Genomic DNA, 26223 nt, shown 5'->3' with positions numbered 1-26223 from the left:
GGGGGGCCTGACCATCTCCGGCGTCACCGCACGTTGACCGAGTCCGCTGTCGAGGAGTCCGCCTGATGTCCGACGTCTATCTCATCGACGGGGCCCGCACCCCGCAGGGCCGCTACGGCGGTGCCCTGGCCTCCGTACGGCCCGACGATCTCGCGGGTCTCGTCGTCGCGGAGGCCGTCCGCCGCGCCGGCGTTCCCGGTGAGGTCGTCGACGAGGTCATCCTGGGAGCCGCCAACCAGGCGGGCGAGGACAACCGGGACGTGGCACGGATGGCGGTGCTGCTCGCAGGGCTGCCGCACACCGTGCCCGGCTACACCGTCAACCGCCTGTGCGCCTCGGGCCTGACGGCGGTGGCCTCCGCCGCCCAGGCGATCCGCGCAGGGGAGGCGGACCTCGTGGTCGCCGGGGGAGTGGAGTCCATGACCCGCGCGCCCTGGGTGATGGAGAAGCCCGGCACGCCCTGGGCCAAGCCGGGACAGGTGCACGACACCGCACTGGGCTGGCGGTTCACCAACCCGCGCTTCACCGCCGCGGACCGGGCCGTGCCCGAGGGCGCCGACCCGCTGACCACCAAGCTCACGCTGACCATGGGGGAGACCGCGGAAGAGGTCGCAGCCCTGGACGGCATCACCCGCGCCGAGTCCGACGCCTTCGCCCTGCGCAGCCATCAGCGTGCCGTGTCAGCCCGGGACGAGGGCCGCTTCGACCGCGAGATCGTGCCGGTCCCGGTGGGCGACGGCGAGGTGACCCGCGACGAGGGCCCCCGCCCCTCCACCACGCTGGAGAAGCTGGGCTCCCTGCGGACCGTCTTCCGCGAGGACGGCATCGTCACGGCGGGCTCGTCCTCACCGCTCTCCGACGGCGCCGCCGCTCTGGTGGTCGCCAGTGCCGAGGCGGTGGACCGCTACGGGCTCACGCCACGCGCGCGGATCATCGCCTCCGCGTCGGCCGGCGTACAGCCCAACCTCATGGGCCTGGGCCCGGTACCGGCCAGCGAGAAGGCCCTCGGCCGGGCCGGCTGGCAGGCCGGCGAGCTGGACGCCGTGGAGCTCAACGAGGCGTTCGCCGCACAGGCGTTGGCCGTCATCCGCCGGCTCAAGCTGGACGAGGACAAGGTCAACGCCGACGGCGGCGCCATCGCGCTGGGGCATCCGCTGGGCTGCTCCGGCGCCCGCATCCTGCTGACGCTGCTCGGCCGCCTTGAGCGCGAGAACGGCCGCCGTGGTCTGGCCACGCTGTGCGTGGGTGTCGGCCAGGGCGTCGCACTCCTGGTGGAGCGGGTATGACGGCCACGACCGACCGCCGGTCCTACGACACCCTGCTGGTGGAGGAGCGGGCCGACCGGGTCGTGGTCACCCTCCACCGCCCCGAGGCCCGCAACGCCATCAGCGGCCGCATGATCAGCGAACTGCACCAGGTGTGCGAGCTGCTGGAACGCGACCCCAAGCTGCTCCTGCTGACCGGCCACGGCGGTGTCTTCGCGGGCGGCGCCGACATCGCCGAGCTGCTGCAGCGCGGTCGCGACGAGGCGCTGCGGGGCATCAACAGCCGCCTCTTCGAGCGCGTCCGGCGCCTGCCCATGCCGACCCTCGCCGCCGTCGAGGGCTGGGCCCTGGGCGGCGGCGCCGAACTCGCCTACGCCTGCGACCTGCGGATCGCCGGCCCCGCTGCCGTGTTCGGCAACCCCGAGCAAGGCCTCGGCATCATCGCCGCGGCCGGTGCCTGCCGGCGCCTGCCCGAGCTGGTCGGCGAGTCGGTGGCCAAGCAGATCCTGCTCGCCGGACGCAACCTCGACGCCCGTGAGGCGCGGGCGGCGGGCCTGGTCATGGACGTCGTACCGACCGAGAAGCTGCTGGAGGAGGCGCACGCGCTGCTGGACCGCATGGCCCGCTCGTCGGCCGCGGCCCTGCGGCTGACCAAGCTCGTCGTCGACTCGCCCGGCGCCCACCCCGTCGCCGACGACCTGGCCCAGGCCGTGCTGTTCGAGGGCGAGGACAAGAAGGACCGTATGACACGCTTTCTCGAACGAAGGAGCCGCGCATGACCTCGGCACCCAAGACCGTCGGCGTCATCGGCGGTGGTCGCATGGGCGCGGGGATCGCCCAGTCCTTCGCCACCGCCGGTTCGGTCGTGACCGTGGTGGAGAGCGGGACGGAGGCCGCCGCGGCGGCCCTGGAGCGGATCGGCGCCGGTCTCAGGCGGGCCGAGGAGCGCGGCCATCTCGACGAGCCCGCGGAGCGGGTGACCCGCCGCGTCACCGTCGTACCGGCGGTGGACGCCCTGTCCGCGGACACCGAACTGGTCGTGGAAGCCGTCCCCGAGGACGCCGGGCTCAAGTCCCGCGTCCTGAAGGCGGCCGAGGAAGCCGTCGGGGGTACGACGGTGCTCGCGACCAACACCAGCTCGCTGTCGGTCGCCGATCTCGCCGCCGTCCTGGACCGGCCTGACCGCTTCCTGGGCATGCACTTCTTCAACCCGGTGCCCGCCTCCGCGCTGGTCGAGATCGTGGTCGCCCCCGACACCGCCGCGCACACCGTCGAGGCCGCGCTGGAGTGGACCAAGGCGCTGGGCAAGCAGGACGTCGTCGTCAGGGATTCCCCCGGCCTCGCCCTCGGTCTGGAGGCGATCCGCATGGTCGAGGAGGGCGTCGCCGCGCCCGAGGCCATCGACGACGCGATGCGGCTCGGCTACAAGCACCCCATGGGGCCACTGCGCCTGACGGACCTCGTCGGGCTCGACGTGCGGCTCGCCATCGCCGAGTACCTGCACGCCACCCTGGGCGAGCGTTTCGCACCGCCGCGGTTGCTGCGCGAGAAGGTGGCGCGCGGGGAACTCGGGCACAAGACGGGACAGGGCTTCTACCCATGGTGACCGGGACAGGGCCGTTCCGGATGGGAACCCGCGGCCCAGAGCTTGCCAGCCCGTGGGGGGTTCACCGTATGATGAACCGAACGAATGGTCGGTAGGGGAAAGGTGGTAGAGATGTCCACGGCACACGCCGCCGCGTCGCCCGACAGTGACGCCGTGCAGGAGCTGGAGTCGCAGTTCGACGCGACGATCGCGCGCGACCAGCGGATCGAGCCGCGTGACTGGATGCCGGAGGGCTACCGCAAGACGCTGGTCCGGCAGATCGCCCAGCACGCCCACTCCGAGATCATCGGTATGCAGCCCGAGGGCGAGTGGATCACCAGGGCGCCCTCGCTGCGCCGCAAGTCGATCCTGTTCGCCAAGGTCCAGGACGAGGCCGGCCACGGGCTGTACCTGTACTCGGCGGCCGAGACCCTGGGCATCGACCGCGCGGAGCTGACGCAGCGGCTGCTCGAAGGGCGCCAGAAGTACTCCTCGATCTTCAACTACCCGACGCCCAGCTTCGCCGACGTCGGCGTCATCGGCTGGTTCGTGGACGGCGCGGCGATCTGCAACCAGGTTCCCCTGTGCCGCAGTTCGTACGGGCCCTACGCGCGCGCGATGGTGCGGATCTGCAAGGAGGAGTCCTTCCACCAGCGCCAGGGCTACGAGTTGCTGCTGACGATGATGCGCGGCACCCGGGAGCAGCGGGAGATGGTGCAGGACGCGGTGGACCGCTGGTGGTGGGCCTCGCTGATGATGTTCGGTCCGCCCGACGACGACTCGCCCAACTCGGCGCAGTCGATGGCCTGGAAGATCAAGCGGCACAGCAACGACGAACTGCGCCAGCGCTTCGTCGACATGACCGTGCCGCAGGCCGCCAAGCTCGGCGTGACCCTGCCCGACCCGGAGCTGCGCTGGAACGAGGAGCGCGGCCACCACGACTACGGCACCCCTGACTACTCCGAGCTCAAGCGGGTGATCAGCGGCGACGGCCCGTGCAACGCCGAGCGGATGGAGCGGCGCCGGGCCGCCCACGAAGAGGGCGCCTGGGTACGCGAGGCCGCGAGCGCCCACGCCGCCAAGCAGGCGGCCCGAGCCCGTGCGGAGGCGGCGGCATGAGCGACACGCAGAACGAGAAACGCGAGTGGCCGCTGTACGAGGTGTTCGTGCGCGGCAAGCGCGGACTCAACCACGTCCACGTCGGCTCGCTGCACGCGGCGGACGACCAGATGGCCCTCACCCACGCCCGCGACCTCTACACCCGGCGCAACGAGGGCGTCAGCATCTGGGTCGTGCGCTCGGAGCACATCGCCGCCTCCACCCGGGACGAGAAGGACCCCTTCTTCGCGCCCAGCGCCGACAAGGTCTACCGGCACCCGACCTTCTACGACATCCCCGACGATGTCCCGCACATCTAGGAGCCGGGTATGAGTGACGACCACGTCTACATGACCCTGGCCGAGGGGCACGACGACAGCGACGCCCGCTGGGCGTTCGGCACCGGCTTCGAGGACCCGCTGCACGGGGTGGACACCACCGTCCCCGAGGGCGTCGACGCCGTCGAACTGGTCGCCCTCTGCGCGGCGTTGGGCGACGACGCCCTGGTCCTGGCCCAGCGGCTCGCCGAATGGGTCACCCGGGCCCCGGAGCTGGAGGAGGAGGTCGCGCTCGCCAACATCGGGCTCGACCTGCTCGGCCAGGCCCGGCTGCTGTACGCGCGCTGCGGCCAGGTGGACGGCACCGGGCGCGGCGAGGACGCCTACGCCTACTTCCGCGACGCCGACGAGTTCCGCAACGTACGCCTGGCCGAACTGCCCAACGGAGACTTCGCGTTCTCCATCGTGCGGTTGCTGGTGCTGTCCAGCTGGCGCCTCGCCCACTTCGTCGAGCTGTCCGCCTCGCCCGACCCGGTGCTCGCGGCCATCGCGGCCAAGGGCGTCAAGGAGCTCACCTACCACCGGCAGTACGCCGCCGAGTGGACCGTGCGCCTGGGCGACGGCACGGAGGAGTCCCGCGCGCGCACGGAGGTGGCGCTGGAGTCGCTGGCGCCGTACTGGGAAGAGCTGTTCGTCGCGCACGACGTGCGTGACGCCGTGACGGAAGACCTCCGGCAGGTCCTCGGCGCGGCCGGACTCCCCGTGCCGCAGGCCGAGTTCCTGCCCGGTGCCGGCCGGCAGGGCGCGCACACCGACCATCTCGGCCCGCTCGTGACCGAGATGCAGAGTGTCGCCCGCGCTCACCCGGAGGCGACATGGTGACCGTCCTGCACGACGTCCGACGCGCCCGGTACCTCGCCGAACAGGTGCCGGACCCGGAGCTTCCGATGCTCACCCTGGCCGACCTGGGTGTCCTGCGCGACGTCACGATCGAGGACGACGGGACGGTCGTCGCGAGCCTCACCCCGACCTACTCGGGCTGTCCCGCCATGGCCGAGATGCGCGCGGGCGTCGACGCTCGGCTGCGCGAGGCCGGCTTCGACCGGGTCGAGATCCGTACGGTGCTGAACCCGCCGTGGACGAGCGACTGGATCACCGCCGCCGGGCGCCGCAAGCTCGCCGAGCACGGCATCGCACCGCCGACGGCGGCCCCGAGGCACTCGGCGGGCCCCGTTCCGCTGAATCTGTCGCCGACCCGGCGCACGATCGCGTGTCCGCTCTGTGGTTCGGTCGACACCGAGGAGACCTCGCGCTTCGCGGCCACCCCCTGCAAGGCGTTGTGGCGCTGCCGCACCTGCCAGGAGCCGTTCGAGTACGTCAAGGAGATCTGATGGCAGAGGTGATGACACCGATCGCCGGTGCCCCCGCGGCGACCGTGCGTCGGCGCCGGGCGGCGTTCCATCCGTTGCGGGTCGCCGCGGTGGAGCGCCTGTGCGAGGACGCGGTCGCTGTCAGCTTCGAGGTCCCGGACGCTCTCGCGGACGAGTTCGCCTTCAGCCCCGGCCAGTCGCTCACCCTGCGCCGTGACATCGAGGGACGTGACGAAAGGCGTTCGTACTCGATCTGCTCACCGGCGGGCGCACCGCCGCGCATCGGCGTCCGTGAGGTCCCCGAAGGCCTCTTCTCCTCCTGGCTCGTCCACGAGGTCGAAGCGGGCGACACCGTCGAAGTCATGGCCCCCGTCGGAGCGTTCACCCCTGACCTCACCGCGCCGGGCCACCATGTGCTCATCGCGGCCGGCTCGGGCATCACCCCCATGATGTCCATCGCCGAGTCGGTCCTGGCGTCCGACGACCGCTCCCAGGTCACGCTCTTCTACGGCAACCGCCGCACCGACACGGTGATGTTCGCCGACGAACTGGCCGACCTGAAGGACGAGTACCACACCCGCTTCCAGCTCGCCCACGTCCTCTCCCGCGAACCCCGCGAGGCCGACCTCCTCTCCGGCCGACTCGACGGCGACCGCCTGGCCGCCCTCATCGACGGACTGGTCGACGTCGAGGGCGTCGACCACTGGTGGCTGTGCGGCCCCCACGGCATGGTGCTCGACGCCCAACAGGTCCTCGCCGGCCTGGAGGTACCCGGCGAGCGGGTCCATCAGGAACTCTTCTACGCCGATGAGCCGCCCAGCCCGGTCCACCACGAGGAGAAGGCGGCCAGCGGGCCGGTCAGCCATGTCACCGTCACCCTCGACGGCCGCTCCACCACCGCCGGACTGTCCCGCGAGAGCACGCTGCTCGACTCCGCCGCCCGCATCCGCCCGGACCTCCCGTTCGCGTGCAAGGGCGGGGTCTGCGGCACCTGCCGGGCGCGGATCACGGACGGCGAGGTGGACATGCGCCGCAACTACGCCCTGGAACCCGCCGAGGTGGACGCCGGCTATGTACTGACCTGCCAGTCCTACCCGGTGTCCGAGAAGGTGACGGTCGACTACGACAGCTGAGCCCTGGCCGGCCGAGGGCGGTCACTTTTGCAGCTTCTGGTCCAGGAACCCGGTGATGATGCCCATCACCTTCTGCGTCGACCAGGGCAGGCCGGCCTTCGGGTCGCCGAGGAACGACATGTCTCCGTGGTCGGCTCCCTTGATGACATAGCGCGTCGCCTCAACTCCCTTCGCCTTGAGGGCGTCGAGAAGTATCAGCGACTGGCTGGGGGAGATGATCCGGTCCCTGTCCCCCTGGAGCAGGATGAAGGGAGCGGAGGTCGAACTCAGGTAAGTGGCAGGGTTCGCGGCCTTGTTGGCGGCCGGGTCCGTGGTGACGGTCTCCTTGGATCCGGGACCGAAGACGTAGGCGTTGACGAAGCTGCCGGGCGCCTCGTACGTCGCCTTGGTCGCCGCGACGTAGTCGTCGGCCAGCTTCGCCAGGTCGCCGGCGCCGAACTCGTCGACCACGGCCTGGACATCACTGCCCTGGTCGAGGTCGTCCCCCGAGACGAAGTCCTTCGTCCCGCTGGTGGCGCCGGCCATGGCAGCGAGGTACCCGCCGGCCGACTGACCCCAGACGGCCACCTCGCTGGTGTCGATCCCGTACGTGCCGGAGTGGGCCCGTAGATAGCGGATGGCGCTCTTCACGTCCGCGACGCCGTCCTTGTAGGTGGAGCCGGTCGACGTGGTGCGGTACTGGAGCCCATCCGGGGGATCGGCCGGCTACTCCGCTTTCGGCGCGGGCCTGACCAGGCCCATCACCTGCTCCACGGTCTCATTGCCGAGGCTGGGAGTCGTCAGGGGCGGATTGTCGGGGCGTTGCCTGAGGCCGTTCAGAAGGATCTCGATGTAGCGGCGCCAGATGTCAGGCCGCTTGCCCTGGGTGAACTGGGTGGCCTGACTCAGCATGTGCACCATGACGGGGATGTCGGAGGGAGTGACCTCCTCGCGCAACTGACCGCTTTCCTGGGCCCGACGGATCAGTTCCTCCAGAAAAGGGAGCATGCCGCCGCGTGCCGTTTCGAGGGGCGCGGAGCTGTGATTGCCCAGCATGATCACTTCGTGCAGACCGCGGTTCTCGGCGAGGTCTGCCGTCATCAGCATCAGGAAGTCGACGAGGCCCTGCCAGGGGTCGGGCTGAGCGAGCGCCTCCTCGGCCGACTTCTGCCGCAGGGCCAGGTCGTGCTCGAACAGGGCACGCACCAGTGCTTCCTTGGTGGGGAAGCGGCGGTACACCGTGCCGACCCCGACTCCGGCATGACGGGCCACGTCGTCGAGGGTGACCCCCAGCCCGTGCTGACCGAAGATCTCGCGAGCGGCGTGCAGAATTCGTTCCCGGTTCAGGGCGGCGTCTCGCCTCAAGGGGCGGCCGTCGTCCGGCGTACCTCCCCGGGAACTGTCAGTCATAACCGTATGCTAACCCCGTTGATCACACCCCCGGTGATCACTCCCGCTCAGGTGTGCCGGATATGATCGCCGAATCGCGCCGCGACGGCGCGCATCGAGGAACCCCGCTTGTGCGAACGCAGTGAATCCACGGAGTAGCGGTGACCCACGACCCAGCAGATGTGAGTGACTTCGAGCCGTTCGTGGACGAGTCACGTCTGCGCCGTGATGTCGAATTCCTCAGCGCACACCCGCGAAGCCGACGCCGGGCGCCGGACATCATGTTGCGCGCCGAGTCATATGTGTCCGAGGAGTTGGTCTCCGCCGGCTGGCAGGTGGAACGCCAGCCTTTCGATCTGCGCTGGCGGATCGGCGCGACCGACCAACAGGGCCACCGGGCCATCGCGTTGAAGCCGCGACTGCACCGACGCCTCCAAGGGGCCAACCTCATCGCGTCGTTGCCCGGTGCCGACAACTCCACCACGGTGCTGATCGGGGCACACCTGGACAGTGTCGACGGCAGCCCCGGCGCCGATGACAACGCGTCAGGAGTCGCCGCGGTACTGGAGATTGCGCGCCTGCTGGCCCGGCTGCCCGTCGCGCCCTCGGTCTCGCTCGCGCTGTTCGACATGGAGGAGCTCGGCCTGATCGGGGCCCAGCACGCCGCGCGCGTACTCACCTCCAGGCAGCGCGTGTCGGGGATGATCTGCCTCGAATCGGTCGGCTACTTCGTGGACGAGCCCGACACCCAGCGCCTCCCGGCCGGCTTCTCAACCGCCTTTCCCGGGGCGGCCGCAGCCACCGAGGCCAATGGCTTCCGGGGGAACTTCACCCTCGTCGTCCACCGCAAGACCTCCACCGCCGCTGCCAGGTCCTGGGAGCGGGCCGCCGCGGCCACGTCGACCGGGCTGCCGAGCATCCTGCTGCGCGACCCGAGGCCCGACGGACTCCTGGGCATGCTCATCGGGTTGGTGGTCCCACCGGCCAACCACTTGGGCCGCAGCGACCACGCACCCTTCTGGAACCGCCGTATCCCCGCAGTCATGTTGACGGACACGGCCAACTTCCGGAACCCGAACTACCACCGGCCGACCGACGTGCCGGACACCCTCGACTTCCGACGTCTGGCCGCGGTCACCGCGGCGACGGCCACCACCGCGGTCAACTGGGTCTGACCATGTGCACCGGCAAACAGCCGGGTCGGTCGAGCGTGCGGGCCAGGTGAGTCCTGTGGCGGTCGAGGTGTCAAGGGGAGACGTTCAACGGTTGCCCTGGGCACGGTCTTTCCCGGGCAAAATCCCATCCGTACAGCTCCCTTGACACCGGGTGCACGGCTCCCTTTACTCACCAATCACCAAACGACCAATCGTTCGGTCGGTTGGTCTTCAGTCGACGGGAAGGGCCCGGGCGCCACCGTGCCCCTGCCTTCCGTCGGTCAGTACTGGCGCTGCCGGTTCACCCATCCCGTGACCCCATGGACGCCAGTCGCGCAGCGCCCTGTTTGAGCCGCGACCTCAGCTGAGTGAGTCCGTCCGTGGCTTCGTTTCGGCATGCGTTCCTCTCCCCGAGCCCCGTTGAACAGCGTCTGCGGCACCGCTCACCCTGCCAGGAGACAAAAGTGACCATCGACCGAAATCTGTCCGAGGCGGTCACGCCACAGCGGGTCCGTCCGCCGCGGGTGGCCACGGCCAGCTTCATCGGAACGGCCATCGAGTGGTACGACTACTTCATCTACGGCATGGCCGCGGCCATCGCGTTCGGGCCGCTGTTCTTCCCGACCGTCTCCCCGGCGGCGGGCACCCTGGCCTCGTTCGCCACATACTCGGTCGGATTCGCGGCCCGGCCGATCGGCGGCATCGTCATGGGGCACTTCGGTGACCGGGTCGGCCGCAAGTCGATGCTGGTGATCTCCCTGCTCACCATGGGTCTCGCGACGGTGGGCATCGGCCTGCTGCCCACCTACGCCACCATCGGCGTCTGGGCGCCGGTCCTGCTGGTCACTCTGCGGTTCATCCAGGGCCTGGGGGTCGGCGGCGAGTGGGGCGGCGCGGTCCTGATGGCCGTCGAACACGCCCCGGACCGCAAGAAGGCCTTCTACGGCAGCTTCCCGCAGATGGGCGTGCCGGGCGGGCTCATCGTCGCCAACCTGGTGTTCCTCGGACTCACCACCAACCTCAGCAGTGACGCCTTCCTGTCCTGGGGCTGGCGCGTGCCCTTCCTGGCCAGTGCCGTCATGGTCATCGCCGGCCTGGTGATCCGGCTGACCATCTCCGAGAGCCCCGACTTCGAGGCGATCAAGCAGACCAGGTCCGAGCAGCGCATGCCCTTGGTGGTCGTGCTGCGGGAGAGCTGGCGCGAGGTGGGCCTGTCCGCCGGTGCCTTCATCGGGATCAACGCGGTCGGTTACATCTTCATGGCCTATCTGCTGGCCTACACGACCGCGGGGCTCGGACTGAGCCGGAACCTCATCCTCACCTTCACCCTCATCGCTTCCTTCGTGTGGCTGGCGGTCATCCCCTGGGCCTCGGCCTACTCGGACCGGAACGGCAAGCGCAGGGTGCTCATGGTCGGTTCCATCGGCCTGGTCGGCTGCGCGATCATCCTGTTCCCGCTGGTCGACACCGCCGAATCACCACTGATCCTGCTCGCGCTCCTGGTGACAGCGGTGTTCATGGGCCTGGTCTACGGCCCGATAGCCGCGCTGTTCTCCGGACTCTTCAAGGCCGAGGTCCGCTACAGCGGAGCCTCGCTCGGCTATCAGCTGGGAGCCATCCTGGGCGGCGGCCTCGCCCCGATCGTCGCCACAGCCCTGTACGACAACTGGTCGTCGACCACACCCATCACCATCTACCTCACGGCGGTGACCCTGATCAGCCTCGGCTGTGTCTGGGTGCTCATGCGCAGGCAACGGGTCGACCTCACCTAGAACGCCCGGGTCGGCATGTGTACGCAGGGGACGGGACGCACCCCCGGTGCGTCCCTACCTCGGATGCGTCCCCACCTCGGGGTCGGCGGACCGCAGCCCGCCGAAGACCAGAGTGGCCACGGCATCGGCGAGAACCGGCACGGGAAGCTCCCCGTCCGGTCGGTACCACTCGATGAGGGAGTTGACCGTGCCGAAGATCAGCCGGCTCGCGAGATGCGGATCGATGTCCGCACGGATACCGCCTTCCCGCGCCGCGAGGACGACGAGTTCGGCGACGCGGTGGTCGAACTCGCGCCGCCGCTTCAGGGCCCGCTGTTCGGTGGTGCTGTTTCCATGCACCCTCAACAGCAAGGTGACATACGGCAGTTCGGCCGCAAGTACCTCGACGCTTCCCCGCACGATGTGCTCAAGCCGGGCGGTCGGGGTGAGCTTGGCCGCGACGGGTTCGTCGATGAGGGCGAAGAGGGCGTCGAGCGCTCGGCCGACAGCGAGTCCCAGCAGCTCCTCCTTGCCGGAGACATGGTGGTAGATGCTGGACTTGCTCAGGCCCAGCCGCCTGGCCAGCTCCTCCATGCCGGTGCCGTCGTAACCGCGTTCGTTGAACACCTCGACCGCGATGTCGAGAATCGATTCGCGGTCGTAGTTGGGTCGGCCGCGGCGACCCCGGTCCTGTGCTGCTGACGCGTCGTTCACGGGCCCATTGTGGCAAGGGTGCCGCCGAGGACTTCCCAGGTGGCATAAGTGGAGATACATTCTCCATATCGTGGTGATTGCGGGGAGTGCGGGTGCAGGCCCGCGATCTCGGGTCAGGAGGAGAAACCCATGGCGGCATCGAGACCTGCCGGCCCGCTGGCCCGAGGCCTGGGTGCTCTGCACGGCAAGGTCGTGGGGCTGCCTCCGGCCCGTACGCGGTACGGCGTCCGCAGGGCGGTGCGCGTGCCGACCCGTGACGACGCCGAACTGCTCACCGATCACTACATGCCCGAGGGGGAGGCGCGGGGCACGGTGCTGATCCGGTCACCGTACGGCCGTGGTGTTCCGGTGAACTGGATGCAGGGCCGGATGCTGGCCGCCCGCGGCTATGACGTCCTGCTGCAGAGCGTGCGCGGCACGGCCGGATCGACCGGGACCCTGCGGCCGTTCGTCCAGGAGGCCGAGGACGCGCAGGACACCGTGGCCTGGCTGCGGACCCAGCGGTGGTTCGACGGGCGCCTCGCGACGTTCGGCGGGTCATACTCCGGCTGGGCTCAGTGGGCCCTGCTGCAGGACCCGCCGCCGGAACTGCGGGGCGCGGTCATCGCGGTGGGCCCGCACGACATACAGAAGGCGATCTACGGCACGGGCGCTCTCGCCCTCTCCGACTTCCTCACCTGGAGCGCGACGGTCGGGGCCCAGGGCGACGGCGGACTGCGGGGAATTCGCGCCCAGTTGGCCGCGCGCCGGCAACTGGCGACCGCGTGGGAGGAGCCGACCCCCGAGGCGGCTGCCGCTTCGGTACTGGCGGGCGGCGCGGCCGACTGGTTCGACGAGTGGCTCGACCATCCCGCCGCGGACGACCCGTTCTGGACCGACTACCGGGCCGACCCGGCACTGGACCATGTCGACGTACCGGTCCTGCTGGTCGGTGGGTGGCACGACGTCTTCCTCGACCAGACCGTCCACCAGTACCAGACGCTCCGCCGCCACAACCAGTCCGTCACGTTGACCATCGGCCCATGGACACACATGGACACCGCGGCGAAGGCGGCACAGGTCGTGGACCCGCAGCTGCTCCGCTGGCTCGACCGGCACCTGGCCGGCGACGAGGCGGCTGCCGAAGCCCCCGTGCGGATCTACCACACCGGGGCCAAGACATGGCTCGAACTGCCTGACTGGCCGCCGCCCGGAACCGAACGGGTGCTGTGGCTGCGACGGGGCGGCGGCCTGGGCATGCGGGCGGACGGGGGAGTGGCCGGGTTCCGCTACGACCCGGCCGATCCCACCCCCTCGGTGGGCGGCCGGCACATAGCCACCAAGTCGGCCACGGTCGACAACCAGAGCCTCGAACAACGCGCGGACGTCCTCACGTTCACCACCGAGGTGCTCACCGACCCCTTCGATGTCATCGGCACACCCACCGTGGAGTTCGAGCTCACCGTCGACCACCTGCACGCGGACGTGTTCGTCCGACTGTGCGACGTCGACCGGCGCGGCCACTCACACGTCATCACCGAACGCTTCGCCCGACTGCGCCGAACCCCGCGCGAAGTCACCACGGTCCGGCTGGAGTTGGGAGCCTGCGCCCACCGATTCACCACCGGCCACCGGTTGAGGCTCCAGTTCAGCGGCGGCGCCTACCCACGCTTCGCCCGCAACCCCGGAACGGACACACCGGGCAGCTTCGCCCCGGTCGAGTTCCGCATCGGCCTCGGCACGTCCAGCCTCACTCTCCCCGTACCGAAGGAGACACCTTGACCCGGCGCCGTCAGGCGGACTGTTGATCCGCCTCGGCCGTGCTCGTCGCCGACACCTCGGGCGCGGTGTAGAAGACGGACGAGCCCTGCTTGGTCCGCTGTACATGACTCCTGGCGACCAGCCCTTCAAGGGTGGTGCGCACCACGGTGGTCTTGATGGTCCGGTCCGGATGCCGCTCGCTGAGAGCGGTGGCGATCTCGGCCGCGGAACGCGGTTCGCCCTCGGCCATCAGGAACTCGCGGATGATGTTGACGAGGGTGGGCTGAGCGGTCGCCGAGGTGGCCGAGCCCTTCTTCGCCGCGGTCTTGCGGGCAGCTGCGCCGGACTTCTTGCGAGGCGCGGGGGCCGCTGCCTCTGCCTTGGTGGCCGAGGTGACGCCCAGTGCCTGCTGCACGTTGGTCAGCACCGCGTGATCCTGCTGCAGCGTTGCCAACTGCTCCTGGAGAGCTGCGATGTCGGCATCGACACGCTCCTGCTCCTTGAGGTTGCTCTCCAGATCCCCGGCCACCTGAGTGGCGTACTGCGATGTCAACCCGGAAACCCCAGTGGTGGTTTCGGACATAACGCTCACAACCCTTTCCGAATGTCGCAACCCGTGAGGGCGACAGCAGTTACTGCTGCAAGCCTGTTGGCTTGATACCACGGAACGAGTTGGCAAACCTACCCCATGGAACGTTTGGCCCCCGTGGCCCGACTACGCCATGACCAGCCCGGGAGGGCGGCCGCAGGGTCCCCTCGACTCCGCGGGAACCGACCCGGACGGCTCGGCCGACACACCTTTCAACTCCGCCACTGTGCTGGCATCCAGCCACTCGCTGTGGCGGCTGCCGGCCCGCCCGGGACGGTGCACCGCGGGCTCCTGCGGGAACATCTCGCGCATCAGCACGACGGGCCGCAACCCCCCGAGTACCTGCAGCACCTTGAAGCGAGTACCGGGGAGAAAGACCACTCTTTCCGGGGTATACGGATCGACCGCGTCCGTACGACGCCCGGTCAACGACCAGACCAGATACCCGGGCCCACCCGCGCTCACCGCCGCCGCCGATGTCATCGCGCTCCAGAAGCCCTGGTCGACGACGATCGGGTGGTCGCGATACCAGCGCACCACGCTGTCGGCGACGTCGATGCGCACCTTCGCGGGACCTTGGTAGGCGGGCAGCCTGCGCAGGCCCGATGCGACACAACGGGCGAGGGGCAGGTGTGCGCCGAGGGTTCCTTCGAGTTGTGCCGGATCGAGCCAGGCCCATTCCTCGGCCACGTACAGGTGGACCGCCGCCAGGTCGGCGAGCGCGCGGACACCGTCGTCGACGATGTTGACACCGTCGTCGTCAGGGTGGCTGCCGCCGGGGCTTCGGGCCTCCTCCACCGCCCGTGCCATGGCCGACATGGTCCTGCGGTACCGCCTGCCGTACTCGCTCCACAGCCGGACCCGGTCCCGGGCGATGCCGCGTCCGCCCGTCGGGATGATCCGGGCGGCGGCGCGGGGAAGTGGTTGCACTCGGAACTCGATGTCGTCCAGGGACTCAATCGTCACGTTCATGACTGTATGAACGCCGGACGGCTCCGGACACATGTCAGGGCAGGGTCGGCGCGAACGGGCACCGGGTGCTCCCGTTCGTACAAGTACATGGCTCACCCGAGCCATGTACCTGCACACGGCTCGGGTGAGCCCCGCGACCTCAACTCATGAGACCTGCTGCGGCACCCTGGTCCTCGGTGTGGGGAAGGTCCTGCGGGAGCAGCAGGGTGAGGGCCTCCAGGTCCGGGCTGGCGATGCTGCCGAGGCGGCCCGCCTGCCGGGTCATCATCGACTCGACCAGTTGGCGGGCCAAGCGGGCGTTGCCGAACGAGCGGTTGCGCGGCAGGCCGTCGAGGTAGGTGTGCAGGGCCGTCAAGGTGGACGGGGCGCACTTGTAGCCGGCGCCGACGGTCATCTCCCGGACTATCTCCAGCAGTTCGGCCGTCGAGTAGTCATCGAACTGCACATGGCGGGAGAAGCGGGAGGCCAGGCCCGGGTTGGACTCCAGGAACCGCCGCATCTCCTGCGGATAACCGGCGACGATCACCACCACCTCGTCGCGGTGGTCCTCCATCAGCTTCAGCAAGGTGTCGACCGCCTCCCGGCCGAAGTCCTGCGGCGCGTTCTCCGGAGTGAGGGTGTACGCCTCGTCGATGAACAGCACCCCGCCCAGGGCCTTCTCGAAGGCCTCGGTGGATCCACCACTCCTCGACGGGCGCGCACATGTCGTGTCCGACGGTCGGCGTGTAGGTGTCCACGTAAGTGGCTCCGGCGCGATGTGCCTGCTTCCTCAGCATCGCGTTGAGCGCCAGTTCGCCGTCCCGCATCCACGCGAAGTCACCCGCGGCGAACGGCGCCGTCGGGCTCGTGCCGGAACCCCCGTCCGCGGGGAAGATGTCCGCGTACCCGACGACCACCACACGGGCGTGCGGAGCGCGCTTCTTGATGCCCCGCAGCACATGGGCGACCTTCGGTGCGGTCGCGTTCACCGCGTCCTGGACCCGGTCGGTACCGCCCTCGTTGTACTTGGCCTTGCAGGGCGCTCCGGCCGGATCCGTGGCCGACACCGTCGCGCAGGTCGTGATGATCGAGGTGGAGCCGATGTCGTTGCCCCCGACGGTCAGGGTGACCAGCTTCGTCGAGCGGCTGAGCGCGTCGAACTGCGGCGGTGCCGTCCCCTGGGGCGCCGTCATCTCCGCGGTCGTCGCGCTGGAGCAACTGACGTCGGTCAGCGTGGCCTTGAACGAGGTCGCGACGAGCGACGGGTAGTTCCGGTCGGACCGCAGACAGTTGGCGTCGACCTGGTCGGGGATCGCCGGCCCGGAGGCCGAGGAGTCCCCGAGCGCGACGTACGACAGCTCATGTGTCTTTCCGTGCAGCGGCGAGGCGCTGGAGGCCGGCGCCGTCGCGGCGACACAGGCCAGGGCAAGGACACCGCTGGCGACAGCGGATCTGCCGATGCTGCGCGTGCGTGGGGTATCCACGTGTTCACCCTCCGGTGATGGGCGTTGATATCGCACGCAGGACGCGGGAGCGGGGGAAAAGTTCGACGTGGGGCCTGTGTTGACGATCACAGGCCGACTGCCGAGGTCAGTTCCAGGTGGCCGCTCGGTGGACGTGATCCGGCAGGGCGCCGACACGGTCGTACCCCTCGACCGCGACCGTCAGCCCGGGCGCGATCTCCGTGAAACCGGCGTCGCGGACCAACGGCAGCCCGCTCGTGGTCAGTTCGGGCCAGCGGGCGAGGTCGGCGGTCCGCACGGCGAGCGGGAAGCCGGCCGCGCGCCAGGCGTCGCGCTCCTTGTCCGACAGTTCCCACCAGGCCAGTTGGGCGCCGTGACCGGCCTGCGCCATCGTCTTGCCGGCGGTCATGTCGAGGTCCGGGTTCAGCCAGATCACGGGCTGCGCCGTCGGGTCGGCGGCCAACGGCGGTTCCGGGTCGTCGAGTTCGGTGCCGGACACCTGGAGCCGGGCCAGGTCCTTGGGCCATCCGTCCAGCGGCACCGGCGGGAAGACGCGCACCTCCGCCGACTCCCCGCTCACCGTGATCCCGGGCAGCGCCTCGGCCCGCCGCCACTCCGCGCCGCGGGCCCGCCGCACGACCTTCCGGATCCGGGCGTCCTGCCAGTCCCGCACGGCCTGCGCCCACTCGCCCTCGTCGAGCGACCGCTCGTCACTGAGCATCACGAGCACGGCCCGCGCGGCGGTCTCCAGGGCGTCGGTACGAGCGGGCGGCGCCGCCTTCTCGATCCGCACGACGAGGGGCAGTACGAACTGCGGCGCCTCGTCGCGGGAGGTGGGCTCGTTACGGAAGGGGCTGGCGTCGGGGGAGGAGGAATCAAGGCTCACAACGGCCAACCCTAAGCCTGTCGCCCACCACCGATGAGCCCCGCCCGGCAGCCCCACCCACGCGCCACGCCTAGGACCCGATCAGCTGTGACACCTTCACGAACCGGAAGCCCCGCGCGCGCAGCTCCGGCACGATCGTCCGCACCGCCCGCTCGGTCGCCGGAGCCGCACTCCGCGTGCAGTGCATGACGACGACCGACCCCGGCAGCACCCCTTCGAGCACCTGCTGCGCCACGGCACCCGCGTCGGTGGCGAACGCGTCCCCGCTCACCACGTCCCACTGCACCGCGGTGACACCGGTCGCGGAGAGCGTCCGGAGCGCCTGATGGTCGTAACACCCGCCGGGGAAACGGAAGTACGGCATCGCGTCCGGCACCCCGGCCCGGCGGAACGCGGTGTACGCGCGCTCCACGTCCGCCCGCATCCGGTCCTCGGACACCGTCGGCAGGCCGTAGCAGTCGCCGGTGAAGGCGTAGTGGCTGTAGGAGTGGTTGGCGACCTCGAAGAGCGGGTCCCTGCCGATGGACCGGGCCTGGACCGGGTACTGCTCCGCCCACCGCCCCGTCATGAACACGGTCGCCGGCACCTTCAGCGCCCGCAGCGTCGCGATCAGCCGCGGATTGTCGAACCGTTCGCCCGACGCCGCCCGGGCCCCCTGGTCGGCGGTCATGTCGGCGTCGAAGGTGAGCGCGACGGTCTTGCCGTGCGCGCGCGAGCCGTTCTTGAAGACGGGCGTGAGACCGGCGGGCCCGGGGGCGAGCGTGGGCGGCCGGGACGGGACGGCGGAGGTCGCGGAGGGGGCGGGCCGGGCGGCGGGAGGCGCCGCGGGGGCGCCACAGGCGGTGAGCGCGGCGCCGAGCGCACAGGCGGCGGCTGCAAGGCGTACTCGAATGATCACCGTACGAAAGTAAACGGACTAATCAGGCAAATCGCGGACCGCCGCGCCTCCCGTCCGAGCCTTCCCGTCCGCGCCTCCCGGTCCGGGTCAGGACTGCTTCAGCAGCCGCTCCCGGTACTCCGCCGCGTCGAACTGCGCCTTCGGGTACTGCGGATCCAGGGCCTCCAGGTGTTCGAGGAGGAGCCGGCTGATCGCCCAGTTGCGGTACCACTTGCGGTCGGCCGGGATCAGGTGCCAGGGGGCGTGCGGGGTCGGGCAGCGGTCCAGGACCTTCTCGTAGGCCTTCTGGTAGGCGGGCCACAGAGCGCGGTCGTCGATGTCGCCGGGGTTGAACTTCCAGTGCTTGTCCGGTCGGTCCAGGCGGTCGAGCAGGCGCCGGCGCTGCTCGCCGTAGGAGATGTGCAGAAAGCACTTGATCAGGGTCACGCCGTCGTCGGTCAGGGACTTCTCGAACTGGTTGATCTCGTCGTAGCGGCGCTCGATCTCTCTGCGCGGGACGATCTTGCGGACGCCGGCGGCCAGGACGTCCTCGTAGTGGGAGCGGTCGAAGATGCCCAGTTCGCCGGGGAAGGGCAGCGGCTTCCAGACGCGCCACAGGAAGTGCTGCGCGAGCTCCTCGGGGGTGGGGGCCTTGAACGCCTTGATCCGGCAGGCGGACGGGTTGAACAGGCCGATGACGTGCTTGACCGTGCCGCCCTTGCCGCTGGTGTCCATGCCCTGCAGCACCAGCAGAATCCGCCGCCGGTCACCGGCCGTGCTCGCCGCGAACAGGCGTTCCTGCAGGTCGGCGAGGTGCTCCGCCATGACGGCGGTGGCTTCGAGCCCCGCCTCCTTGTCCTGCGGACCGCTCGGGGTCGCCCGTGCGTCGTACGCCGCCAGCTCGATCCGCTCACCGCCCGGCACCCGCAGCGACTCCCGCACATCCGCCGCGTCGGCGTTCCAGATCTCGTGCTTCCTGTGCTTGCCGTCCTTGGCCATGGGCACCCCTTCCGATCCTGTTCCTCGATCCTCCGGTGCGGGGGTGGGGCGCGCCAGTCCTGCTCTGACCGTGCCGGCTGACGGCGCACGACAATGCCCGGCGCCCGCCCCGGGGTCACGATCACCCTCGGAGCAGACACCGGGCAGGTGCCTACGCGCTTACGCCGCCGTGACCTTCACCGGCTCGGTGCCGGCCGCGCTGTGCCGCTCGGCCCAGTTCTCAAGGGCCGTACGGCAGGCGTGGTCGAGGTGGTGCAGCCCGGACAGGTCCAGCTCGACCGGCCTGTCCTGGGGGAGTGCCTCCAGGTTGTCGAGGATCTTCGGCAGCCGCAGGAAGGTCGCGTTGCCCGACAGATACGCCTGGACCGGTCCCGCGCCCTTGTCGACGACCTCCAGCTTGAGGTGCGAGGCCTCCCAGGCGGTCTTCGCGACGGCCAGCGCCAGCCCGATGAGCACGCCCTCGAACATGCTGACCGCGACGATCGACACCGCCGTGACGACCAGGATCAGCGCCTCGCCGCGGTGCTCGCGCCACAGCGACACGATCTCGCGTACGGGGATCAGCTTGGCGCCCGAGTAGACGAGGATGCCGGCGAGGGCCGGGATCGGGATGTAGCCGAGGACGCCGGGCAGCAGCGCCGCGAACAGCAGCAGCCATACGCCGTGCAGCACCCGGGACGCCTTCGTCCGCGCGCCCGCCTGGACGTTCGCCGCGCTGCGCACGATCACCGCGGTCATCGGCAGCGCGCCCAGCGCCCCGCAGATCGCGTTGCCCGCGCCCTGCGCCACCAGCTCCTTGTCGTACTCGGTGCGCGGCCCGTCGTGCAGCCGGTCCACGGCCGCCGCGCTGAACAGTGACTCGGCGGACGCGATCAGCGTGAACGCGACGATCGTGCCGAGCAGCCCGACGCCCGCCAGCTCGCCGAAGGCGCTGAGGGAAGGCGGCTGGACGGCGTCCAGCAGGCCCTTCACCTCGACCATGGCGACCGGCAGCGAGAACACCGCCGCGCCGAGCGTGGCCAGCCCGACCGCCGCGAGTGGCCCGGGGACCGTACGCAGCCGCTTCGGCATCCGCTTCCACAGCACGAGTACGGCGATGGTGCCGACGCCGAGCCCCAGCGAGGCCAGGGCGTCCGTGTGACCGACGGCGTCGAGGAGGGCGCCGGGGAGTCGGGCTATCTTGTCGAGCCCCGAGACGGGGGCCTTCGCGTCGGCCATCGAGTAGAGCTGCCCGGCGATCAGGACGAGCCCGATGCCGGCCAGCATGCCCTCGACGACCGAGACCGAGATGGCCCGGAACCAGCGCCCCCACTTCAGGACGCCCATGAGGATCTGGAGCAGACCGCTGGCGAGCACGATCACACCGAGTGCCGGCAGCCCGAACTCCCGCACGGCCTCGAAGACCAGCACGGTCAGCCCGGCCGCGGGTCCGGAGACCTGGAGGCTGCTGCCCCGCATCAGACCGGTGACGATGCCGCCCACGATGCCGGTGACCAGGCCCAGTTCGGCCGGGACACCGGAGGCGACGGCCACGCCCACGCAGAGCGGGAGCGCGACCAGGAAGACGACCAGGGACGCGGCGAAGTCCTGCCGCAGATGAGGGTATTTCGCTGTCAGTGACATGGGCGCGCTCACAGGGCCGCGAAGGCGTCGGTCTGCGGGTCGTGCGCCAGTACGGCGCCCGTGTGGACCTCGTAGTACCAGGCGTGCAGCGACAGTTGACGGTCCTTCAGCTTCTTGTCGAGGTACGGGTAGGAGCGCAGCCGCAGCAGCTGCGACAGGACGTGGCTCTGCACGCCCTCGGCGACGGCGGGATCCTCGACCGCTCCCGAGGGGCGCGGGGTGGCGTGCGCGAGCCAGTCGCGCACGGCCGGTACGGCGGTGAGGTCGTCGCCGCGCACCAGGGCGCCGACGGCGCCGCAGTGCGAGTGTCCGCAGACGACGATGTCGCGGACGCCGAGCACCTCCACCGCGTACTCGATGGTGGCCGCCTCGCTTGTGGGGTGTTCGGAGGCGTACGGCGGAACGATGTTGCCCGCGGTGCGCAGTTCGAAGAGCTCGCCCGGGCGGGCGCCCGTGATCAGGGCCGGGACGACCCGGGAGTCGGAGCAGGTGATGAACAGCACCTGCGGAGACTGGCCTTCGGCGAGTTTGGCGAACTCCTCAGGGCGCTGTCCGAACGTGCGGGCGTTGTCGATGAGGGGCTGCATGAGGTGACTCCTCCTGGCGCGCGGCGAGGCGCGCGTCGGTGTGGGGGCAGGACAGATATGCGTGCAGACACGTACGTGTGCAGACGGGTACGTGTGCAGACAGAGATGTGTGGGGGGACTGCTCTGCTGTCAGCAGCGGAAGACTTGAAGTGCCGCTGGCGAGTGGGCGGTCGAGGGTCTCGACATGTGCGGCGCCCGGGGCGGGACCGGTGGGTGCTCGGCCGCCGGGTCCTGGGCCAGCAGCGGGAGTTCGGGGTCTTCCGGTGTGACGTCGGCCGCGCGGTGGCGGTCGCGGGTGCGCAGGGGACCGGTCGGATCCCCCGGGTGATCGCAGTGCCGGGACGTGATCGTCTTGTCGCGAAGTGCCTTGCCGGAGAGGTTGATTCCGGGCTGGGCCTTGGCCTCGACTTGACGGACCGTGTGCGCGGATGCGAAGGAAGCGGTGGGTGCGAAGAACTGGAGGGCGAGCAGGACGGCGGCGAGGGTCGCGGTTGCGGTCCTGGTCGTCGTACCTCGGAACATGCGCCCCCCTCCGGACACTTCACGCCTCTTGCACAGACCAAAGCCTGGTCAATGGCTGGTCAAGAAACAACGGTAACCCTGCGAAGTCGTTTGCAGGGTTAACTTAACGTTTCGAGCTGAAGAGAGCCTGAAATGTGCGGGTGGCTTGGCGTGATCAGGTTGGTTTACCCCGCCGCTAGCGGGTCTCGACCAGCGCCTTGCCGTCCCGGGCCAGCGCGGTGAGCCGGGAGATCGCCCGGAAGTACTTCTTGCGGTAACCGCCGTTCAGCATCTCCTCGCTGAACAGCTGGTCGAACGGCTGCCCCGAGGCGAGGACCGGGACCTCACGGTCGTAGAGCCGGTCCGCGAGCACGACGAGCCGCAGCGCCGTCGACTGGTCGGGGACGGCCTGGACGTCGGTCAGGCACACGGCCGTGACTCCGTCGGTCAGCGCGCCGTACCGGCTCGGGTGGACCTTGGCCAAGTGGGCCAGCAGGTGCGGGAAGTCGTCGAGCGAGGCGCCCGCGGTGGCGTACGCCGCCTTCGTCACCTGCTCGTCCGAGTACGGCGTCGGCGCCGCGGGCAGGCCGCGGTGGCGGTAGTCCTCGCCGTCGATGCGCAGGGAGCGGAAGCGGGCGGACAGGCCCTGGATCTCGCGCAGGAAGTCGGCGGAGGCGAACCGGCCCTCGCCGAGCTTGCCGGGCAGGGTGTTGGAGGTGGCGGCGAGCGCGACGCCCGCGTCGACGAGCCTGCCGAGCAGGGTGGACACGAGGACGGTGTCGCCGGGGTCGTCGAGCTCGAACTCGTCGATGCACAGCAGGCGGTGGCCGGAGAGGGTCTGGACGGTCTGCTGGAAGCCGAGGGCGCCGACCAGGTTGGTCAGCTCGACGAAGGTGCCGAACGCCTTGAGGGCCGGTTCCGCCGGGGTGGCGTGCCAGAGGGAGGCGAGCAGGTGGGTCTTCCCGACGCCGTAGCCGCCGTCCAGGTAGACGCCCCTGGGCCCGGCCGGGGTCTTCGGCGCCTTGGCCTTGCCGAACCCGAGGAATCCCCGCTTGCCGCCACCGACGGAGTGCGCCCCGCCAAGACCGGCCGCGAAGCCCTCCAGGACCCGTACGGCCTCGGTCTGGCTCGGCTGGTTCGGGTCCGGGATGTACGTGCTGAAGCGGACCGAGTCGAAGCGCGGCGGCGGCACCATCTCGGCGACGAGCCGCTCCGCGGGGACGTGCGGAGAGCGGGCGCACAGGGACAGCGGGGCCGGGTCGGCTATCGGGCTGAGACCGGGAGCGGCAGGGGAGGACGACACGGTTCACCATGGTAGGCGCCGTGCCACACTGCACGACATGCGACGCCTGTTCCCTGTGACGGACGAGACAACGACGAGGGCCTCCGGCGGGGAGCCGGACAGTGGTGGGGCTGCTGGTGCCGACCCGGGTGAGCGCGAGTGGAGCCTCGCCGAGCTCTCCGCCGCCTACGCCTATCCCGAGGCGCCCGCCGACGGGCCGGCCGTGCCCTACCTGCGGGGCAACATGGTGTCCACGCTCGACGGGGCCGCGCAGCACGGCGGGAAGTCGCAGGGGATCTCCAACGCGGCCGACATGCGGATCTTCGGCACGCTGCGAGGCCTGGCGGACGTCGTCGTGGTCGGTGCTGAAACGGTACGCCAGGAGGGTTACCGGCCCGCACGCGCGCGTGAAGACTTCGCCGAGGCGCGGTCGGCGGCCGGTCAGGGCCCCGCACCCGCCATCGCGGTGGTCACCGCGAGCCTCGACCTCGACTTCTCCCTCCCGCTGTTCACCTCGCCCCTGGTGCCGACGCTGGTCCTCACGGGGGCCGCGGCCGCCCCGGACCGGGTCGCCGCCGCCGAGAAGGCCGGTGCCCGGGTGGTGGTCGCCGGTGACGGCGTCGGAGTGGACCCCGCCCGTGCCGTACGCGCCCTGGGCGAGCTGGGTCACACGCGGCTGCTGACGGAGGGCGGTCCCCGGCTGCTGGGTCAGATGATCGCCGCCGGAGTCCTCGACGAGCTCTGCCTCACGCTGTCGCCGATGCTCACCGCGGGGGACGCCCAGCGCATCGCGGGCGGTCCGTCCGTCGCGGTTCCACAACGATTCGCACTGGTGTCCCTGTTGGCCGAAGAAGGCTTCCTTTTCGGCCGCTACCAGCGGACTTGAAATTCGTTCAACGGTATCGCCGCTCCCGAAATCGGCGGAATCTACCGTTCCGCTTAGCGTTCGGCGGGCACACTGAATCTCGCAAGTCCCCGTGACACCACGGGGCAGGATGGTTTCCGCAGAAGGGGCGCCCGGTGTTCACAAGCGTATTGATGATCGAGAAAGCCCTGACGTCCGCCGACGTGGAGTTCGTCACCTCTCTGCACGGTGACGAGCAGGTCGCCTTTCATGTGCTGCTCCAGCCCCGCGGCGACCAGGCGGACCGCCTGCTGCGGGCCATCGACGACGTCGCGCTCGGTGAGCTGGACGAGGCCGCCCGGGAGAACGAGGTGCCCGAGGGCGATGACGCGAAGGACTTCGGCGAGCGGGCCCTGGAGGTGTCGCTGCAGGCGCTGCACGCGGCCGGCAGCGAGGCCGAGGGCCGGATCGTCGAGGACCACCCGCTGGACGCCCTCAGGGCGCTGGTGGAGGAGATCGGCGCGGACGAGGTGCTGGTGCTGACGGACCCGCACTACGTGGAGGAGTTCTTCCACCGGGACTGGGCGTCCAGGGCCCGGCACAAGGTCGGCGTACCGGTGCTGAAGCTGTTCTCGCACAGCAAGGCGTGACACCGGCCCGGCGCCGGGCGTGACACCGGGCGGACGTCCCTGATTGTCAGCGGCACGGCATAGGCTGGGCCGCTGAACGTCAGCCTCAGCAGCACGCAAGCAGCACGCACAGGGAGACACGCATGGCACCCGGCCTTCCCACCGCCATGGACCGACCGCACTTCATCGGCATCGGCGGCGCCGGGATGTCGGGGATCGCGAAGATCCTCGCGCAGCGCGGAGCCGAGGTGGCGGGCAGCGACGCGAAGGAGTCGCCGACCGCCGAGGCCCTGCGCGCGCTGGGCGTGACGGTGCACATCGGGCACGCGCGCGAGCACCTCGCCGACGACGCGAGCTGTGTGGTCGTCTCCTCGGCGATCCGCAAGGACAACCCGGAGCTGGCCCGCGCGGCCGAGCTCGGCATCCCGGTGGTGCACCGCTCGGACGCGCTGGCCGCCCTGATGGAGGGCCTGCGGCCGATCGCGGTCGCCGGGACCCACGGCAAGACGACCACGACGTCCATGCTGGCCGTGTCGCTGGGCGAACTGGGCCTGCGGCCGTCGTACGCGATCGGCGGCGACCTCGACGTCCCCGGCTCCAACGCGCTGCACGGCGAGGGCGAGATCTTCGTCGCCGAGGCGGACGAGTCGGACCGCAGCTTCCACAAGTACGCCCCCGAGGTCGCGATCGTCCTGAACGTGGAGCTGGACCACCACGCCAACTACGCCTCGATCGACGAGATCTACGAGTCCTTCGAGACCTTCGCCGGCCGCATCGTCCCCGGCGGCACGCTGGTGATCTCCGCGGACCACGAGGGCGCGCGCGAGCTGACCCGACGGCTGGCCGGTGCCGTAAAGACGGTGACCTACGGGGAGGCCGCGGACGCCGACGTACGCGTGCTGTCCGTCGTCCCGCAGGGCCTCAAGAGTGAGGTCACCGTCGTCCTCGACGGTCAGGAACTCACCTTCACGGTCTCCGTCCCCGGCCGCCACTACGCGCACAACGCGGTGGCCGCGCTCGCCGCGGGCGCGGCCCTGGGCGTCCCGGCCGCCGAGCTGGCCCCCGCGCTGGCCGCCTACACCGGCGTCAAGCGCCGCCTCCAGCTGAAGGGCGAGGCGGCCGGCGTCCAGGTCATCGACTCCTACGCCCACCACCCCACCGAGATGACGGCCGACCTGGAGGCCATGCGCGCCGCCGGGGGCGACGCCCGCATCCTCGTCGTCTTCCAGCCGCACCTCTTCTCCCGCACCCAGGAGCTCGGCAAGGAGATGGGCCAGTCCCTCTCCCTGGCCGACGCCTCGGTCGTCCTCGACATCTATCCCGCGCGCGAGGACCCGATCCCCGGCGTCACCAGCGAGCTGATCATCGAGGCCGCCCGGGCGGCCGGCGCGGACGTGACGCCCCTCCACGACAAGGCGGACGTCCCGGAGGCCGTCGCGGGAATGGCGAAGCCCGGTGATCTCGTTCTCACCATGGGCGCGGGTGACGTGACGGACCTCGGCCCGCTGATCCTGGACCGTCTCGCCAAGTAAGGGG

General features: G+C 70.4%; 25 protein-coding genes and 3 pseudogenes. 14 read left to right on the top strand and 14 right to left on the bottom strand.

What is annotated here, in order from left to right:
- Positions 1 to 62: 62 nt before the first annotated feature.
- The 8 genes from M2283_RS29875 to paaE all read left to right on the top strand — a co-directional run bounded on the left by M2283_RS29875 (position 63) and on the right by paaE (position 6729).
- Positions 63 to 1286: a thiolase family protein gene (locus tag M2283_RS29875; protein WP_280879745.1), complete on the top strand. Its 1224-nt coding sequence runs from the start codon at positions 63 to 65 to the stop codon at positions 1284 to 1286.
- Positions 1283 to 2044, top strand: coding sequence for an enoyl-CoA hydratase/isomerase family protein (locus tag M2283_RS29870; protein ID WP_280879535.1), 762 nt, complete (start codon positions 1283 to 1285; stop codon positions 2042 to 2044). The genes M2283_RS29875 and M2283_RS29870 overlap by 4 nt, the downstream gene beginning before the upstream one ends.
- Positions 2041 to 2871 carry a 3-hydroxyacyl-CoA dehydrogenase family protein gene (locus tag M2283_RS29865; RefSeq protein ID WP_280879534.1) on the top strand — a complete coding sequence of 277 codons (831 nt, stop codon included), beginning with the start codon at positions 2041 to 2043 and terminating at the stop codon, positions 2869 to 2871. The genes M2283_RS29870 and M2283_RS29865 overlap by 4 nt, the downstream gene beginning before the upstream one ends.
- A gap of 111 nt (positions 2872 to 2982) precedes the next feature.
- Complete coding sequence (gene paaA, locus M2283_RS29860; RefSeq protein ID WP_280879533.1) at positions 2983 to 3969, top strand: 1,2-phenylacetyl-CoA epoxidase subunit PaaA; 987 nt, start codon at positions 2983 to 2985, stop codon at positions 3967 to 3969.
- Positions 3966 to 4268, top strand: coding sequence for a 1,2-phenylacetyl-CoA epoxidase subunit PaaB (gene paaB, locus M2283_RS29855; protein WP_280879532.1), 303 nt, complete (start codon positions 3966 to 3968; stop codon positions 4266 to 4268). The genes paaA and paaB overlap by 4 nt, the downstream gene beginning before the upstream one ends.
- A 9-nt stretch (positions 4269 to 4277) precedes the next feature.
- Positions 4278 to 5108: a 1,2-phenylacetyl-CoA epoxidase subunit PaaC gene (gene paaC, locus M2283_RS29850; RefSeq protein ID WP_280879531.1), complete on the top strand. Its 831-nt coding sequence runs from the start codon at positions 4278 to 4280 to the stop codon at positions 5106 to 5108.
- Positions 5102 to 5617, top strand: a complete 516-nt coding sequence (paaD, locus tag M2283_RS29845) for a 1,2-phenylacetyl-CoA epoxidase subunit PaaD (RefSeq protein WP_280879530.1) — start codon at positions 5102 to 5104, stop codon at positions 5615 to 5617. The genes paaC and paaD overlap by 7 nt, the downstream gene beginning before the upstream one ends.
- An 11-nt stretch (positions 5618 to 5628) precedes the next feature.
- Positions 5629 to 6729 carry a 1,2-phenylacetyl-CoA epoxidase subunit PaaE gene (paaE, locus tag M2283_RS29840; protein WP_432423151.1) on the top strand — a complete coding sequence of 367 codons (1101 nt, stop codon included), beginning with the start codon at positions 5629 to 5631 and terminating at the stop codon, positions 6727 to 6729.
- A gap of 21 nt (positions 6730 to 6750) precedes the next feature.
- On the opposite strand, the pseudogene M2283_RS29835 reads toward paaE, so the two are convergent.
- Together M2283_RS29835 and M2283_RS29830 are read right to left on the bottom strand one after the other, a co-directional pair.
- A pseudogene (locus tag M2283_RS29835) lies at positions 6751 to 7398 on the bottom strand (prolyl oligopeptidase family serine peptidase); the annotation flags it as partial.
- A gap of 36 nt (positions 7399 to 7434) precedes the next feature.
- Entirely contained in the window at positions 7435 to 8118 is a 684-nt protein-coding gene (locus M2283_RS29830; RefSeq protein WP_280879528.1) for a TetR/AcrR family transcriptional regulator, read from the bottom strand.
- Positions 8119 to 8258: 140 nt separating this feature from the next.
- Here M2283_RS29830 and M2283_RS29825 point away from each other — a divergent pair, with 140 nt between their 5' ends.
- Together M2283_RS29825 and M2283_RS29820 are read left to right on the top strand one after the other, a co-directional pair.
- Positions 8259 to 9272, top strand: a complete 1014-nt coding sequence (locus tag M2283_RS29825; RefSeq protein ID WP_280879527.1) for a M28 family peptidase — start codon at positions 8259 to 8261, stop codon at positions 9270 to 9272.
- Positions 9273 to 9715: 443 nt separating this feature from the next.
- Complete coding sequence (locus M2283_RS29820) at positions 9716 to 11023, top strand: MFS transporter (protein ID WP_280879526.1); 1308 nt, start codon at positions 9716 to 9718, stop codon at positions 11021 to 11023.
- 54 nt (positions 11024 to 11077) lie between these two features.
- On the opposite strand, the gene M2283_RS29815 is transcribed toward M2283_RS29820, so the two are convergent.
- Positions 11078 to 11716, bottom strand: a complete 639-nt coding sequence (locus M2283_RS29815) for a TetR/AcrR family transcriptional regulator (RefSeq protein ID WP_280879525.1) — start codon at positions 11714 to 11716, stop codon at positions 11078 to 11080.
- A 129-nt stretch (positions 11717 to 11845) separates the two neighbouring features.
- Between M2283_RS29815 and M2283_RS29810 the strand changes: the two genes are divergently transcribed.
- Positions 11846 to 13477 carry a CocE/NonD family hydrolase gene (locus M2283_RS29810; protein WP_280879524.1) on the top strand — a complete coding sequence of 544 codons (1632 nt, stop codon included), beginning with the start codon at positions 11846 to 11848 and terminating at the stop codon, positions 13475 to 13477.
- A gap of 10 nt (positions 13478 to 13487) precedes the next feature.
- On the opposite strand, the gene M2283_RS29805 is transcribed toward M2283_RS29810, so the two are convergent.
- The 11 genes and pseudogenes from M2283_RS29805 to zapE form a co-directional block, all read right to left on the bottom strand.
- Positions 13488 to 14009 carry a hypothetical protein gene (locus M2283_RS29805; protein ID WP_348538935.1) on the bottom strand — a complete coding sequence of 174 codons (522 nt, stop codon included), beginning with the start codon at positions 14007 to 14009 and terminating at the stop codon, positions 13488 to 13490.
- Between the two features lie 162 nt (positions 14010 to 14171).
- The gene (locus M2283_RS29800; RefSeq protein ID WP_280879522.1) at positions 14172 to 15011 is read right to left on the bottom strand and encodes a hypothetical protein; all 840 of its coding nucleotides are present in this window, start codon (positions 15009 to 15011) and stop codon (positions 14172 to 14174) included.
- 145 nt (positions 15012 to 15156) lie between these two features.
- Positions 15157 to 15687 (bottom strand): annotated as a pseudogene (locus M2283_RS29795) (AAA family ATPase); the annotation flags it as partial.
- Between the two features lie 10 nt (positions 15688 to 15697).
- Positions 15698 to 16480 (bottom strand): annotated as a pseudogene (locus M2283_RS29790) (SGNH/GDSL hydrolase family protein); the annotation flags it as partial.
- Between the two features lie 106 nt (positions 16481 to 16586).
- Positions 16587 to 17345: a peptidyl-tRNA hydrolase gene (locus M2283_RS29785; RefSeq protein ID WP_280879521.1), complete on the bottom strand. Its 759-nt coding sequence runs from the start codon at positions 17343 to 17345 to the stop codon at positions 16587 to 16589.
- Positions 17346 to 17415: 70 nt separating this feature from the next.
- Positions 17416 to 18243, bottom strand: a complete 828-nt coding sequence (locus M2283_RS29780) for a polysaccharide deacetylase family protein (protein ID WP_280879520.1) — start codon at positions 18241 to 18243, stop codon at positions 17416 to 17418.
- Between the two features lie 87 nt (positions 18244 to 18330).
- Positions 18331 to 19221: a PPK2 family polyphosphate kinase gene (locus tag M2283_RS29775; RefSeq protein WP_280879519.1), complete on the bottom strand. Its 891-nt coding sequence runs from the start codon at positions 19219 to 19221 to the stop codon at positions 18331 to 18333.
- 159 nt (positions 19222 to 19380) lie between these two features.
- On the bottom strand, positions 19381 to 20844 hold the full coding sequence (locus M2283_RS29770) for a SulP family inorganic anion transporter (RefSeq protein ID WP_280879518.1): 1464 nt from the start codon (positions 20842 to 20844) through the stop codon (positions 19381 to 19383).
- An 8-nt stretch (positions 20845 to 20852) separates the two neighbouring features.
- On the bottom strand, positions 20853 to 21431 hold the full coding sequence (locus tag M2283_RS29765) for a carbonic anhydrase (protein ID WP_280879517.1): 579 nt from the start codon (positions 21429 to 21431) through the stop codon (positions 20853 to 20855).
- Positions 21432 to 21560: 129 nt separating this feature from the next.
- Positions 21561 to 21953, bottom strand: a complete 393-nt coding sequence (locus tag M2283_RS29760) for a hypothetical protein (protein WP_280879516.1) — start codon at positions 21951 to 21953, stop codon at positions 21561 to 21563.
- A gap of 175 nt (positions 21954 to 22128) precedes the next feature.
- Positions 22129 to 23235 carry a cell division protein ZapE gene (gene zapE, locus M2283_RS29755; protein WP_280879515.1) on the bottom strand — a complete coding sequence of 369 codons (1107 nt, stop codon included), beginning with the start codon at positions 23233 to 23235 and terminating at the stop codon, positions 22129 to 22131.
- Between the two features lie 37 nt (positions 23236 to 23272).
- On the opposite strand from zapE, the gene M2283_RS29750 reads away from it, so the two are divergent.
- The 3 genes from M2283_RS29750 to murC all read left to right on the top strand — a co-directional run bounded on the left by M2283_RS29750 (position 23273) and on the right by murC (position 26219).
- Positions 23273 to 24100: a pyrimidine reductase family protein gene (locus M2283_RS29750; RefSeq protein WP_280879514.1), complete on the top strand. Its 828-nt coding sequence runs from the start codon at positions 23273 to 23275 to the stop codon at positions 24098 to 24100.
- Positions 24101 to 24234: 134 nt separating this feature from the next.
- Positions 24235 to 24708: an indole-3-glycerol phosphate synthase gene (locus M2283_RS29745; RefSeq protein ID WP_280879513.1), complete on the top strand. Its 474-nt coding sequence runs from the start codon at positions 24235 to 24237 to the stop codon at positions 24706 to 24708.
- Positions 24709 to 24830: 122 nt separating this feature from the next.
- Positions 24831 to 26219 carry a UDP-N-acetylmuramate--L-alanine ligase gene (gene murC, locus M2283_RS29740; protein WP_280879512.1) on the top strand — a complete coding sequence of 463 codons (1389 nt, stop codon included), beginning with the start codon at positions 24831 to 24833 and terminating at the stop codon, positions 26217 to 26219.
- Positions 26220 to 26223 lie beyond the last annotated feature (4 nt).

The organism is Streptomyces pseudovenezuelae, assembly GCF_029892565.1.
Classification (GTDB): domain Bacteria; phylum Actinomycetota; class Actinomycetes; order Streptomycetales; family Streptomycetaceae; genus Streptomyces; species Streptomyces pseudovenezuelae_A.
The sequence above is the reverse complement of the archived record's forward strand: the minus strand, read 5'-3'. Positions and strand labels throughout refer to the sequence as shown.

What these genes read in the sequence shown, in the direction of transcription:
- M2283_RS29870 (WP_280879535.1), top strand. Translation starts at nt 1,283, where the DNA reads ATGACGGCCACGACCGACCGCCGGTCCTACGACACCCTGCTGGTGGAG.
- M2283_RS29865 (WP_280879534.1), top strand. Translation starts at nt 2,041, where the DNA reads ATGACCTCGGCACCCAAGACCGTCGGCGTCATCGGCGGTGGTCGCATG.
- paaA (WP_280879533.1), top strand. Translation starts at nt 2,983, where the DNA reads ATGTCCACGGCACACGCCGCCGCGTCGCCCGACAGTGACGCCGTGCAG.
- paaB (WP_280879532.1), top strand. Translation starts at nt 3,966, where the DNA reads ATGAGCGACACGCAGAACGAGAAACGCGAGTGGCCGCTGTACGAGGTG.
- paaC (WP_280879531.1), top strand. Translation starts at nt 4,278, where the DNA reads ATGAGTGACGACCACGTCTACATGACCCTGGCCGAGGGGCACGACGAC.
- paaD (WP_280879530.1), top strand. Translation starts at nt 5,102, where the DNA reads ATGGTGACCGTCCTGCACGACGTCCGACGCGCCCGGTACCTCGCCGAA.
- paaE (WP_432423151.1), top strand. Translation starts at nt 5,629, where the DNA reads ATGACACCGATCGCCGGTGCCCCCGCGGCGACCGTGCGTCGGCGCCGG.
- M2283_RS29830 (WP_280879528.1), bottom strand. Translation starts at nt 8,118, where the DNA reads ATGACTGACAGTTCCCGGGGAGGTACGCCGGACGACGGCCGCCCCTTG.
- M2283_RS29810 (WP_280879524.1), top strand. Translation starts at nt 11,846, where the DNA reads ATGGCGGCATCGAGACCTGCCGGCCCGCTGGCCCGAGGCCTGGGTGCT.
- M2283_RS29775 (WP_280879519.1), bottom strand. Translation starts at nt 19,221, where the DNA reads ATGGCCAAGGACGGCAAGCACAGGAAGCACGAGATCTGGAACGCCGAC.
- M2283_RS29770 (WP_280879518.1), bottom strand. Translation starts at nt 20,844, where the DNA reads ATGTCACTGACAGCGAAATACCCTCATCTGCGGCAGGACTTCGCCGCG.
- M2283_RS29765 (WP_280879517.1), bottom strand. Translation starts at nt 21,431, where the DNA reads ATGCAGCCCCTCATCGACAACGCCCGCACGTTCGGACAGCGCCCTGAG.
- M2283_RS29760 (WP_280879516.1), bottom strand. Translation starts at nt 21,953, where the DNA reads ATGTTCCGAGGTACGACGACCAGGACCGCAACCGCGACCCTCGCCGCC.
- M2283_RS29750 (WP_280879514.1), top strand. Translation starts at nt 23,273, where the DNA reads ATGCGACGCCTGTTCCCTGTGACGGACGAGACAACGACGAGGGCCTCC.
- murC (WP_280879512.1), top strand. Translation starts at nt 24,831, where the DNA reads ATGGCACCCGGCCTTCCCACCGCCATGGACCGACCGCACTTCATCGGC.